This is a genomic window from Deinococcus sp. (assembly GCF_018260405.1).
Classification (GTDB): domain Bacteria; phylum Deinococcota; class Deinococci; order Deinococcales; family Deinococcaceae; genus Deinococcus.
In genome coordinates, this window is sequence record NZ_JAGLBG010000073.1 from 1 (window position 1) to 13183 (window position 13183).

10 protein-coding genes are annotated in these 13183 nt (G+C 62.0%); 5 read left to right on the plus strand and 5 right to left on the minus strand.

The annotated features are described in order from the left end of the window. Nucleotides 1-166 precede the first annotated feature (166 nt). The gene (gene ileS / locus QZ269_RS09645; RefSeq protein WP_291426500.1) at nucleotides 167-3361 is read left to right on the plus strand and encodes an isoleucine--tRNA ligase; all 3195 of its coding nucleotides are present in this window, start codon (nucleotides 167-169) and stop codon (nucleotides 3359-3361) included. Nucleotides 3362-3380: 19 nt separating this feature from the next. Here the strand turns inward: ileS and QZ269_RS09650 are convergent, their stop codons facing one another. After that, nucleotides 3381-4220 carry a DegV family protein gene (locus QZ269_RS09650; protein WP_291426501.1) on the minus strand — a complete coding sequence of 280 codons (840 nt, stop codon included), beginning with the start codon at nucleotides 4218-4220 and terminating at the stop codon, nucleotides 3381-3383. Nucleotides 4221-4415: 195 nt separating this feature from the next. On the opposite strand from QZ269_RS09650, the gene bshA reads away from it, so the two are divergent. Then, on the plus strand, nucleotides 4416-5570 hold the full coding sequence (bshA, locus tag QZ269_RS09655) for an N-acetyl-alpha-D-glucosaminyl L-malate synthase BshA (protein ID WP_291426502.1): 1155 nt from the start codon (nucleotides 4416-4418) through the stop codon (nucleotides 5568-5570). A gap of 164 nt (nucleotides 5571-5734) precedes the next feature. On the opposite strand, the gene QZ269_RS09660 is transcribed toward bshA, so the two are convergent. The 4 genes from QZ269_RS09660 to QZ269_RS09675 all read right to left on the minus strand — a co-directional run bounded on the left by QZ269_RS09660 (nucleotide 5735) and on the right by QZ269_RS09675 (nucleotide 10135). Continuing rightward, nucleotides 5735-6298, minus strand: a complete 564-nt coding sequence (locus tag QZ269_RS09660) for a hypothetical protein (RefSeq protein ID WP_291426503.1) — start codon at nucleotides 6296-6298, stop codon at nucleotides 5735-5737. Nucleotides 6299-6470: 172 nt separating this feature from the next. Then, nucleotides 6471-7376: a succinate--CoA ligase subunit alpha gene (gene sucD / locus QZ269_RS09665; protein ID WP_291426504.1), complete on the minus strand. Its 906-nt coding sequence runs from the start codon at nucleotides 7374-7376 to the stop codon at nucleotides 6471-6473. Between the two features lie 2 nt (nucleotides 7377-7378). After that, nucleotides 7379-8539 carry an ADP-forming succinate--CoA ligase subunit beta gene (gene sucC, locus QZ269_RS09670; RefSeq protein WP_291426505.1) on the minus strand — a complete coding sequence of 387 codons (1161 nt, stop codon included), beginning with the start codon at nucleotides 8537-8539 and terminating at the stop codon, nucleotides 7379-7381. 186 nt (nucleotides 8540-8725) lie between these two features. Then, on the minus strand, nucleotides 8726-10135 hold the full coding sequence (locus QZ269_RS09675; protein WP_291426506.1) for an aspartate kinase: 1410 nt from the start codon (nucleotides 10133-10135) through the stop codon (nucleotides 8726-8728). A 386-nt stretch (nucleotides 10136-10521) separates the two neighbouring features. Here QZ269_RS09675 and QZ269_RS09680 point away from each other — a divergent pair, with 386 nt between their 5' ends. From QZ269_RS09680 to QZ269_RS09690, 3 genes are all read left to right on the plus strand, one after another. After that, nucleotides 10522-11187: an HAD family hydrolase gene (locus tag QZ269_RS09680; RefSeq protein ID WP_291426507.1), complete on the plus strand. Its 666-nt coding sequence runs from the start codon at nucleotides 10522-10524 to the stop codon at nucleotides 11185-11187. Further along, nucleotides 11184-12167 carry a membrane dipeptidase gene (locus QZ269_RS09685; protein ID WP_291426508.1) on the plus strand — a complete coding sequence of 328 codons (984 nt, stop codon included), beginning with the start codon at nucleotides 11184-11186 and terminating at the stop codon, nucleotides 12165-12167. Before QZ269_RS09680 ends, QZ269_RS09685 begins: the two co-directional genes overlap by 4 nt. A gap of 41 nt (nucleotides 12168-12208) precedes the next feature. Beyond that, nucleotides 12209-13183: C40 family peptidase (locus QZ269_RS09690; protein ID WP_291426509.1), on the plus strand; the 975-nt coding region annotated here is incomplete at its 3' end.

Sequence of the window (13183 nt, forward strand, 5' to 3'; positions counted from 1 at the left end):
TCGCTAGGGTAAGCTGCGCGTTCCACCGTTAAAGCCTAAAACATTTCCCATGGTTAGGGCCTCAGACAGCCTCTAAAGCTAGGGGCTGCTCACTCTAAAGCCTAGTCAATCAACTCCCACTCACCCCATCCTTTTACACACGCCGCACGCCTCCAAAGGAGAAAACATGTTCGACCCTGTTCCCCAAAACCCCACTTTCCCTGAAATGGAACTCGCCACCCTGAAATGGTGGAACGAGCGCAATATTTTCGGGCGCACGCTGGAGCAAACCAAAGACGGCCCGCGCTTCACGTTCTACGAGGGGCCGCCCACCGCCAACGGAATGCCCGGCGTTCACCATGTACAGTCGCGCAGCTTCAAGGATCTGTTTCCGCGATTTAAAACTATGCAGGGCTACCATGTGGCGCGTCAGGCGGGCTGGGACACCCACGGCCTGCCCGTTGAGCTGGGCGTCGAGAAAAAACTGGGCCTGAACAGTAAGCGTGATGTGGAAGCCTACGGCATTGCCAAATTTAATGCGGAATGCCGCGCCAGCGTCTTCGAGTACGAGGCCGAATGGACTCGTTTTACCGAGCGCGTGGCCTACTGGGTCAACCTCGACCAGCCGTATATGACGCTGAACAAAAACTACATCGAGTCGGTGTGGTGGAGCGTCAAGCAACTGAGCGAGAAAGGGCTGCTGTACAAGGGCTTCCGGGTGGCGCCGTACTGCCCGAAAGACGGCACCACCCTTAGCAACGCCGAGGTCAGCGAGGGCTACAAAGACATTCAGGACCCCAGCGTGTACATCACCTTCGACCTGAAAGACCCCGCCGCGCTGGGCTTGCCCGGCGGTTCAGCCTTCTTGGTCTGGACGACCACCCCCTGGACGCTGCCGTACAACGTGGGCGTGGCGCTGCACCCCGAGTTCGAGTATGTGGCCGCGAAAGATAAGAATGGCAAGACCGTCATCTTGGCCGCCAACCTGAAAGACGAGGTGCTTGGTGAAGGGGCCGAGGTCGTGAAATCGTTCAAGGGGACAGACTTAGAACATGTGGCGTACTCTCCCCTGTTCACCGAGGCCTACGAGGCCGAGGGCGAAGGAGGCCGCTGCTGGGAAGCGGGCCTGGACACCTACGTGTCGGATAGCGACGGCACCGGCATCGTGCATACCGCCCCCAGCTTCGGCGAGGACGACATGCGCCTGGCCCGCAAATACGGCTGGCCGGTACTGGTGGGCGTGGACAGCGAAGGCAAACACCGCTTCGGCCCCACTGGTGAGAAAGGGTGGAAGGGTGTGTTTTTCCGCGACGCCAACAGTGACATTATCCGTGACCTGCGCGGACGCGGGATGATGTGGAAAGAAAAGAACTTCATGCACAGCTACCCGCACTGCTGGCGCTGCGGCACCCCACTAATGTACTACGCCACTGAAAGCTGGTACCTAAGCAACACCAGCCTGAGAGATCGCCTGATCGAATTGAACGGCACCATCGACTGGCACCCGGCGCACATCAAGAACGGGCGCTACGGCGGCTGGCTCGAAAACCTGATCGACTGGAATGTGAGCCGCAGCCGCTACTGGGGCACGCCGCTGCCGATCTGGGAGGCCGAGGACGGCGAATTCAGGGTGGTGGGCAGCTACGCTGAACTGGCCGAACTGAGCGGCAACCAAGCGGTACTGGGCGAGGACTTCGACCCCCACCGCCCCTTCGTGGACGACATCACCTTCACCCAAAACGGCAAGACCTTCCGGCGCGTGCCGTATGTCATGGACGTGTGGTACGACTCGGGTTCGATGCCTTTCGCGCAGCACCACTACCCCTTCGAGAACAAGGAACTGTTTGAGCAGGGCGGCTTCCCGGCGGACTATATCAGCGAGGCCATCGACCAGACGCGTGGGTGGTTCAACAGCCTGCACCAGATCGGCACGATGGTCTTCGATTCGGTGGCGTTCAAGTCGGTGATCTGCTCGGGGCACATTCTTGACGAGCAGGGGCAGAAGATGTCCAAGAGCAAGGGCAACGTGGTGGATCCCTGGGAGGTCTTTAACCTGTACGGGGCCGACGCCACCCGCTGGTACATGTTCGCCAGTGCGCCGCCCGAACTGAGCCGCCGCTTCGGCATGAATCTGGTGGGCGAAGCGTTCCGGGGCTACTTCCTAACGCTGTGGAACACCTACAGTTTCTTTGTGCTATACGCCAATCTGGACAGACCCGATCTCAAGGCCGCGCCGCCGGTGGCCGAGCGCCCCGAGGTAGACTGCTGGCTGCTGGCAAAGGTTCAGGCGCTTATTCAGACCGTGACCACGGCGCTGGAAAACTACGACCCCACCGGCAGCAGCCGCGCGATTCAGGAGTTCGTGACCGAGGATCTAAGCAACTGGTACGTCCGGCGCAACCGCCGCCGCTTCTGGTCCGGCGACGGACAGCAGGCCGACGTGAGCGCCTACGCCACGCTGTACTCAGCGCTGGTCACGGTCACGCAACTGACCGCGCCGTTCACGCCATATCTGGCCGAAACCCTGTGGCAAAACCTCGTGCGGAGCATTGACCCCGCCGCCCCCGAAAGCGTGCACCTGAGCGCGTGGCCCACCGTAGACGAGTCGCTGGCGGCCCCGGCGCTGGTCGGCGAGATGGACGCCGTGCTGCGCGTGGTCAGCCTGGGGCGGGCGGTGCGCGGGCAAACTGGGCTGCGTCAGCGCCAGCCGCTGCCCAAGGTCATGCTACGGGCCAGAAGTGCCGAGCAGACGCAGGCCCTGGGCCGCTTTGCCGAGCAGATCAAGGAAGAATTGAATGTCAAAGAGGTCGAACTGATCGACCAGTACACCGAACTGGTGACGTACCAGCTGCGCCCCAATCTGCCGCTGCTAGGCAAAAAGTTCGGCAAGGCGGTGCCGCAGGTACGCGCAGCCCTGAACGCAGCAGACACGGCACAGATCGCCCGCTTTGTGCGCGATGGGCAGCAGTTTGAGGTGGTGGCTCCTACCGGCGAGCGCTTCGAGCTGGGGCCAGATGAGGTGCTGGTCGATGCCCGCTCGCCTGAAGGTATGGCGGCGCAGGAGGAAGCCGGGTATCTGGTGGCCTTTGACACGCAGCTCACCCGTGAACTTGAACTCGAAGGGCTGGCCCGCGACCTGGTGCGCGGCATTCAGGACGGGCGCAAGAGGGCGGGCTTCAAGGTGTCGGACCGCATCACGCTGCACCTCGACCTGGGTGAAGATGCCAGAGCCGCCGCCGAAACGTGGCAAGACTACCTGATGTCCGAAACGCTAGCCGAGACGCTGGAATTCGGCAAGGCACAGGGCTTCGCGGCGGAAGTCGAGGGCGGCACGGCGTACCTGGAAAAGCTGGAACGCGATGGGAGCGTCGCCGGGGCGTAAGTCTGGAGTGCGAAGCGGCTTATACCGGAGTCGCGCCGACGCCGTACATGCCGGGGCCAGCGTGTGCGCCAATTACGGCGCCGATCAGCTGGAAACGTCCGCGCACCACGTTCAGGCGGCTGCGCTGAATGGCGCTCCGCATGGCCTCCAGTTGCACTACGTCGCGGCCCGCGTAGGCCACCACCACCGACACTGGCGTGTTGCCGAGGTCGTCCTCGAGGCGACTGATCATGTTGGCCAGGGCCTGATCGTTTCTGACCCGCCGCACCGGGGTCAGGTTCCCTTGATTAAAGTTCAGCACCGGACGCAGGTTCAGGAGGTTGCCCATGATCTCCTGGCCTCTTGAAATTCGTCCACTCTGGCGCAGATAGTGCAGGGTCGGCATGCTGAACTCGAACCTCCCGTTGCTCTGGACGTGGTTGACGGCCTTAACCGCGTCACTCACCGAACCACCCGACTTAAGAACTTCGTTAGCAAAGAAGAGGGTTTCGGCGAGCGCGGCGCAGGTCATCTTGCTATCCAGTGTGGTAATACGGTCTGAAGCACCCAACTTTGCGACCGCTTCGCGTGACCGCTGGACCGTTTCGGAGATGGCCGAACTGATATGAACACTCAGAATCCGGTCATGCTTCTCAAGGAGGCTGCTGTACATCCCGACGAACTGCTCGGTGGTCGGTGGCTGGGTCGTCACCTTCCCACCGCTCTTTTGAAACTCGTATACGGCGTCTGGATCGACTTCCTGCCAGTCCAGCAATTGCTTGCCGCGCATATTAACGGTCAAAGGAATAACTTCTATTCCAAGTGACTTGGCCTGCGCAGGGGGCAAATCACAGGTGGAGTCGGTGACGATAATTGACATGAGGCCATTATGGAGGTGAATTTGGTATAAATGGTAACTGCGGCTCATTCTCAGGATTTGGCTCTTGAACTAATAGGGGGGGGCAGGAAGGAAGTCAACCCGAGAGAAGTATCTGCCGGGTGATGGTTGCCCCGTCTCCCCGGACCCCCAGAGGCAGACAGCCCAGCTGAACTTCTGCCCTTATACTCGGCAGCTATGACGCAACCACACCGCAAAGTCGCAGTTTTATGCCACTCGGGAGCAGGCGGCTCCGGCGTGGTCGCCACCGAGCTTGGGCTGATGGTCTCGGCGGCGGGGCATGAGGTTCACTTTGTCGGCAATTCCATGCCGTTTAGACTGATGGGACAGCAGGGCGGCTTTCGCGGGCCGTATTTTCATCAGGTTAGCGGCTTTGCCTACGCACTGTTCGACCAGCCTTACCCGGAACTGGCGGCGGCCAATACGCTGACGGAAGTTATTCTGGAACATGGGGTCGAGCTGGTTCATGCCCATTACGCCATTCCGCACGCGACGGCGGCCAATCATGCCCGGTCGATCACCAAAAAGTCGCGGGTCATCACGACGCTGCACGGCACCGACGTGACACTGGTGGGCGCGGAACCGGCCTTTCGGCACACCACCAAACACGCCATCGAGCACAGCGACCATGTGACAGCGGTGTCGGAATTTCTGGCCCACCAGACGCGGGATATTTTCGGCATCGAGCGCGAGATCGAGGTGATTCACAACTTCGTGGACAGTGACCGTTTTGTCAGGACTCCCGACCCGGCGGTGCGTGCCCGTTTTGCCCATCCGGATGAGGCGCTGATCGTCCACGTCAGCAACTTTCGCCCGGTCAAACGGGTCGAGGACGTGGTAGAGGTCTTCGCGCGAATTTCCAGCGAGATTCCGGCCCGCCTGCTGATGATCGGGGACGGCCCCGAGCGGGCCAGGGCGTTCGAGCGGGCGCGGGAACTGGGCGTTATCGGGCGCACACAGTTCCTGGGGTCGTTCCCGGACGTGCAGACGGTGCTGGGCATCAGCGACCTGTTTTTGCTTCCTAGCAGCAATGAAAGTTTTGGTCTGGCCGCGCTGGAGGCTATGAGCTGTGAGGTGCCGGTGGTCGCTTCCAATGCGGGCGGCATTCCCGAAGTGGTCGAGCAGGGAGTGACCGGCTTTATGAGCGATGTGGGCGACGTAGACGATATGGCCGACAAGGCACTTAGGATTTTGCGCGACCGCGACGTTTACCTGCGGATGGGGCAGGCGGCCCGGCAAACGGCAATGACCCGCTTTCACCCCAGACTAATCGTGCCGCGCTATCTGGCGGCTTATGAGGAAACTCTGCGGCAGACCAGGGCGCTGTGTTAAAGCATTTCGTTAAAGCGTTTCGGGATAGTCCTGAAACTGGACTGTCCCTTTGAGGAGCTTGCGCGAATCCTGGGGAATGCGCCCGCATCCGCTTTGCAGGTCGGCTCGGGGCGAGGGGACAACCATCGCCCGGCAGATGCTCAGCCTGGTCTAAGCAGAGCGCTTCAAGGGCCGAGATTGGTGGAAAGGGGCGTTTTGGCTTCCAGAGGCCGGACGCTTACCGAACTTCTGACCTCGACTTCCAGCGCATTCCAGCCCTGTTTCAAACTGGCCTGATAGCCCTTGCTTCCGCTGACAACCACGTCATTGCTGGCCCAAACGACGAAGACCACACCCTTCCCGGTATTGAGCCGAACTTCACGCAGCGCCTCGTTTTCATCGCGCACACCGTTGGCGTTCTGGTCGCGGTAGGTGTAAAAGCGCAGTTCGGCCACCTGGGCAGGCGCACTGGCCTTCTCAAAATCCACAATGCCCGGCCAGGAAATCCGGCTGTCAACCGGCCTCAAATTTTCTGAGGAAGGAAGGACAGCGGGCAGGGTCAGCGTAAACTGACTGTCTTTGATGCCCGCGCCGCCCAGTTCCTCGGCGGGTTGACCGTTTGTTTTGACGGTCCAGGCGCTCAGGCGGGTGTCGGGAGTGACCGCACCGCCCACCGTGCCCGACAGACTCAGGGCACCGGCCTGAGCGAGCGTGACAGCGGCGAAAAGGGTAAGGGCGTGGACTTTCATACCCCACAGTTTACGCGCCAGTCTGACGGCGATGTGACGGCGCATTACGGTTGCCTAAGAGCCGAGAAACACAACGAAAAAACCGGAGCGCACAGGCCCCGGCTTTTGACCGTCTGAGAACAAAACGACTGAATTTAATTGGAAGCCGTCTTGCTCATCACCCGGCAGCTCCTTACTGGTTCAGCGCCTTTTTCACCAGGTCGATGATTTCGGGCATGGTGTCGGCGACCGGCACGTTGGCCTTTTTGAAGGCAGCCAGCTTGCTTTCGGGGGTGCCTACGTCGCCCATGATGATGGCTCCGGCGTGACCCATGCGCTTGCCCGCAGGTGCGCTGCGGCCAGAAATGAAGGCCACCACGGGCTTTTTCATGTTCTGGGCAATGTACTCGGCGGCGGCTTCTTCGTCAGCCCCACCGATTTCACCGATAAGCACCACGGCGTCGGTGTCGGGGTCGGCCTCGAACATCGGCAGCACGTCGGCAAAGGTGGTGCCGATCACAGGGTCGCCGCCGATGCCCACGGTAGTCGAGGTGCCCATTCCAGCGTCGTTCAGCAGCTTGGCCGATTCATAGGTCAGGGTGCCGGAACGGCTAATCAGACCGATGCGGCCCGGCTTCTCGTAGATACGGTTGGGCATGATGCCCACTTTGGCCTGACCGTTGGTCACCAGACCGGGGCAGTTGCCCCCAATCAGGCGAACGCCCTGGCCGCCCTTGGCCTTGCTCTCGGCGTCGAGCTGCTTGACTTCCTGCACAGCACGCATCATGTCCACGGTAGGCACGCCCTCGGTAATCAGCACAATCAGGGGAATGCCAGCGTGGGCCGCTTCCAGCACCGCGTCGGCAGCGCCAGCAGGGGGAACGAAGATGATGCTGACGTTCGCACCGTGCTTTTCTTTGGCCTCAGCCACCGAGTTGTAGATGGGCCAGCCCTCGAAGTCTTGCCCGCCCTTGCCGGGGGTCACGCCCGCGACGACCTGGGTGCCGAAGTCCTTCATGGCGCGGCTGTGCTTGGCCCCTTCACTGCCGGTCATGCCCTGCACGATGACCTTGCTGTTCTTGTCAACCAGAATACCCATGCTTATTTGCCTCCTGCTGCATTGGCGTCCTTGGCCGCTTCTTCAGCGGCCTCGAACATGGTGGGGTACATCTTGATCAGGTCGCTGTTTTTCTCGTTCAGCAGCGCCTTGGCTTCGTCCTCGGCGGTTCCGGCAATTCGCATCCGCACGGGCTTGGTCAAAATGCCGTCTTCGAGGGCCTTGATGACGCCCTTGGCCACTTCATCGGCGCGGGTGATGCCGCCGAAGATGTTGATGAAAATGCTCTTGACGTCGGGGTCCTTGCTGACCAGCTTGACCGCGTTGTACACCACGTCGGCCTTGGCCCCGCCGCCGATGTCGAGGAAGTTGGCAGGCTTGGCCCCGGCGCGGTTAACCACGTCCAGCGAGGTCATCACGATGCCTGCGCCGTTGCCCAGCACGCCCACATTGCCGTCATCCAGCTTAACGTAGGCAAAGCCGTACTCGCTGGCTTCGATTTCGAGCGGGTGCTCGGCGGCCAGTTCGCGGTAGTGCGCGACGTCTTTGTGGCGGTACATGGCGTTGTCATCGATTTCAAACTTGGTGTCCAGCGCCAGCGGGGTGCCGTCGGCGTCCACAAACAGAGGGTTGATTTCGACCAGCACGGCGTCACGCTCGAACGCGGCCTTGCTCATCTTGACCATCATGTCGGCAATCTTGTTCAGGTTGCCCTTGAATCCGGCCTTGATAGCGACCTCACGCGCCTCGTAAGGGCGCAGGCCCGTCACGGGGTCCACACGGTGCTTGATGATTTTTTCGGGGGTCGCGGCGGCGACTTCCTCGATTTCCATGCCGCCCTCAGCGGAGGCCATCAGGGTGTAGCTCTGGACATTGCGGTCGACAATCATGCCGACGTAGTACTCGGTGCCCGCGTCGATGTCCACGGCCTTGGTGACAAGAACCTTGTTGACGGTCAGGCCCTTGATGTCCATGCCCAGGATGTTCTTGGCATTTTCAACGGCCTTTTCCTCGCTGGAGCTGAACTTGACGCCGCCCGCTTTGCCGCGCCCACCGACGTGTACCTGCGCCTTGACGACCACAGGCTGGCCGTATTCCTTGTAGATGGCCTGAACTTCTTCGGGGGTGGTGGCGACTTTGCCGTCCTGCACGTTGACGCCGTACTGGCGCAGCACTTCCTTGCCCTGATACTCGTGAAGTTTCACGGTGCTCCTCCTTGGGTGTGATGGCTGCTGTTTCAGCCGTTACTTTTACTTTGTTTCCCGGTCGATTAGTATAAGCCTGGGATCAGGTTCGGCCAAAGTTGTCCCTGAACTGGGGACAGACGCGGTTCAGCCAACAAGCTGAAAAAGCTTTGCCAGCCCAGATTGACGGGGCCAGCAAAGTTCAGGTTAGCCGGAAACGGCGGCCCGCCCCAGTCCGAACGCCTGGTGAACGGCCAGCGTAGCGGTATCGACCTGCCCGCCTTCGATGGCGACCGAGATGTTGAGTTCACTACCGCCCTGCGAGATCATGAGCACGTTGACACCGCTGCTGGCGAGGGAAGCAAAGAGTTTGGCCGACACGCCGCGCTGCCCGCGCATCCCGCTGCCGACAATAGCCAAGACGGCCACATCGTTCTGCTCCTCGACGTTCAGTTCACTTGACAGGCCGCTGCGCAGAGCCTGAAGGGTGCGCCCGGCGTCACTGCCGGGTACGGCCAGCGACACATTGCTCATGCTGCTGCTCTGAGACACCATCAACAGGGTGATGTTCTCACGGGCCAGCGCGGTAAACACGCTGGCGATAACTTCGGGTACGCCCAGCACTCCGGCCCCGGTCACGGTAATCAGGCTGACATTCTTGATCGAGGTCACGGCCTTCACTGGGCGATCAGGAATGTGCTGCGGCTCGGGCTGCACCAGCGTTCCGGCAAAGTCGGGATCGGTAGAGTTTTTCAGGCGCAGCGGAATACCGCTTTCCTTGATGGGAGTCACGGCGAGCGGGTGCAGCACCTTGGCTCCGAAGTAGGCCAGTTCCATGACCTCGCCGTAGCTGAGGATTTCGATGTTCTGAGCGTCCTTGACCACGCGCGGGTCGGCGCTCATCACACCGTCGACGTCTTTCCAGGCCCATACCTCGTCGGCAGACAGCGCTTTGCCGATGATGGTCGCCGTGAAGTCGGTGCCGCCGCGCCCAAGGGTGCTGGTCGCGCCCTTTTCGGTTTCGCCCATGAAGCCCGCGACAACCGGGGTCACGCCCGCGCTTAGGAAGCCGGTCAGACGGTCCTTGACGCGCTCGTAGGTCTGCGGCAGGGGCTTGGCGTTGCCAAAATGAGAATCGGTCAGGATGCCCGCCTCTCCCCCACTGACGTGTTTGGCGTGCACCTGCATGCCTTCGAGGGCCAGGCTCATGAGCGGGGCGCTGAGGCGCTCACCAAAGGCCACGATCAGGTCACGGCTGCGCGGCGTCAGTTCGCGCAGCAGATACACGCCGTAGACCGCTTGGCGCAGCGTTTCGTGCATTTCGCGGATTTCACGCACCGTGTCGCTGTCGGGGGCTGCGCCAAGTTCCTGCGCCGCCGTGAAGTGCCGGGTTCGCATGGCGGCAATTTCGTCGTTGGCGCTGGCGATGTCGCCGGTTTCTGCCGAGGCGGCGATCTTAAGAAGCTGGTTGGTGACCCCGGCCATCGCACTGACGACCACCACGACCTTGATCTCTTCTTTGATGCTGCGGGTGACCAGCGAGGCGCTATGACGAATGGCCGCCCCGTCGCCCATGTTGGTGCCGCCAAATTTCATGACCAGAAGTGAGTAACTCATGGGAGCAGTATGCCGTGCGGGTCGTGCGCCGGGGGCGCAGGTGTCTGGGCAGTTTATGAGCTTATAAGTGATTATTTTCACAATTAAAACTACGCGTGAAATTTTTGTCTTCTAGGGCACTTAACCAAAAGTCGCCGCTTTGTGGCCCGCTACAGGCGCGAGGGCTGCCGACATCCTGCTCAAAGGAAGAGATACGGGGTTCGCGCTGTGGCGGTACAGGCGGTGCCTTCTTGGGCAAAACGGACTCGCTTGAGCAAGCCTTCCCGCTTTTTGGTCAGAGCGGCACCCAGGATGGGGCCTGACCGCTTCCGACTGCGGGCGCAGTGCGGCGCAGTCCGTATTAGACTGCCCTACGACTTTCATAGAAGGTCTACTACACTCAACCTATGACGCCGCTAGCCGCAGTGCTTTTTGACAGAGACGATACGCTGGCCTACACCGACCCGGCGGTTTACCAGGAGGCGGCCCTCTGGCTAGCCGGGCAGTACGGTCTGGACGCCAAAAGCGCCGGGCAGGCGATGGCAGAGGTGTGGCAGGAGCAGAGCGCCGCGTGGTGGCACCTGTGGACCCAGGCGCAGGAGGACAACTTTTGGAAGGAGTACGGCGCGGAACTCAGCCGCCGCCTGGGCCTGTCGGAAACAGACACCGACGCGTTTATGCAGGCCTACCCCTACGAGCGTTTCATGAAGCCGGTCGGCAACGCGCGGGAAGTGTTCGGTGACTTGCGGGCGCGGGGCCTGAAGATCGGCGTGCTGAGCAACACGCTGCCCAGCATTGGGCGGACGCTGGAAGCCCTCGGGCTGACCGATCTGGTAGACGTAGCCCTGGCCACCTGCACCCTCGGCGTGCATAAGCCCGAAGCGGCCGCCTTCACGCTGGCGGCGCAGGCTATGCAGCTGGCTCCCGGGCAAATTCTGTTCATTGATGACCGCCTGGAGAACGTAGAAGGCGCCCGCGCAGTGGGGATGCAAGCCACGCAGATCGACCTGAGCGGCCAGAATCCGCAGGCCATTCACAATCTGGCGCAGGTGCTGGAACTGGTGCAGGCGTGAGACTCATTGACGGCCATCTCGACCTCGCCATGAATGCGCTGAACGGGCGCGACCTAACCTGGCCACTCGAACAATTGCGCCTGACCGACCCGGTGCCGGGCCAGACCGCCACTACGACCTTTGCGGAACTGCAAGCGGCAGGAACAGCAGTCTGCTTCGCAACACTTTTTGCACTGCCCGCCAGCGCACAAGACCCGCACGGCTACCGCAACGCCGCCGAAGCAAAAGCGCAGGCCCTCGCCCAGTTGGAACAGTATCTGCGCTGGCAAGACGCCGGGCACCTGCGCCTGTTGACCTCGGCGCAGGAGGTCAAACTGCACCTGAAGCGGCCCGAGGCCCCGCTGGGCGTGGTGCTGCTGATGGAAGGAGCCGACCCGGTGCTGACGCCTAGCGAGCTGCCCGAATGGGTCGGGCGCGGCGTGAAGATCATCGGCCCGGCGTGGACCCGAACGCGCTACGCCGGGGGCACCGACACCCCTGGGCCGCTCAGCGCGGAGGGCCGCGAACTGGTGCAGGGCATGAAGGAACTCGGCGTGACGCTCGACGCCTCGCACCTCGACGACGCCGCCTTCTGGGACGCGCTAGACATTGGCCCCAAGCTGATCGCTACGCACTCGAACAGCCGTGCCCTGACGCCAGGTAACCGGCACCTGAGCGACGAGATGGCCCAGGCGGTGGCCCAGGCTGGGGGGGTCATCGGGCTGGTGCTGCTCAGCCGCTTCATTCGGGCCGACTGGCAGCCGGGCACGCGGGCCACCTTAAGCGACCTGCTGCGCCACGCCGAGCATTATGCGGCGCTGGTCGGCTGGGAACACTTGGGTATTGGTAGCGATCTGGACGGCGGTTTCGGGGCTGAACAGACGCCGGTGGGGATCGGGCGTTACCGCGATCTGCCCCGGCTGCTGGAGCTGCTGCCCCCGGAGCGCCGCCTGGCGGTGGCCTTGGGCAACTGGGAACGGTGGCTGACCACGCATTTTTAAGAGCTTTTTTTAATACGCTAGGCAGATGAGCACAAACGAAGATGAATAAAGAAGAACTCGACCCCCGCGTGCTGGCGTTCGATGAGGGGCGGCGACTGGCCGAAACGTCAGCGCAGGGCCAGCTAAGTGATTGTGCGGGTGGAGGGTGGCGCTACATAACGCCGCAGCCCCTTGTCAACGGCGTAGCGCGGCTCAGTTTGCGGGCCAGGCCGGACGACGGCGCGGCGCAGGTCACCGAGGCCCTGGTAGGCGAGGCGCTGGAACTACTCTGGGAACAGGGCGACTGGGCCAGGGTCCGCACCGTGCATGACCGCTATCTGGGCTGGGTAAAGGCGGCGGCACTCCAGACTGGGCAGGCACCCGCCGCCGCACAAACGACAGACGCACAGACAACGGACACACAGACGACGGACGCACAATCTACGCGCCCAGAGATGACGGTCACGGCGCTGCGGGCGCACGCTTTTGCTGGGCCGAAGGTAAGCCGGGCCATCGTGGCGGAACTCAGCCTCGGGGCACGGGTGTGGCAGGGCGCGGGCGAAGTGGTAGAGGAAGATGGGCGGCGCTGGGTGCCGGTGTTGCTGCCCGGTGGTCAGGCGGCGTATGTGCAGGAGGTCTGTTTTACGCCGCTGGCCGGAACCGACCCCGCCGCCTTCGCCCTGCGGTTTCTGGAGACGCCGTATGTCTGGGGGGGCCGCAGCGCGTGGGGCCTGGACTGCTCGGGGCTAACGCAAGTGGTCTACGGCGCCTTCGGGGTGAACCTACCACGCGACGCCGACCAGCAACAGGCCGCGCTGACGGCGGTCAGTGGGCCGCGAGCGGGCGACCTAGCTTTCTTTCCGGGCCACGTGGGACTGATGCTGGACGAAAAACGGATGGTTCACGCCGCCGAAGGAAGACGGTTAAACGCCGTGGCGGCCGATCGGCCAGCCAGCCTGCCAGCCAGCCAGCCAGCCAGCCAGCCATCCAGTCATCCACCACACGAGATTCGTAAAAAGCGACAAAAAACGAAGAAA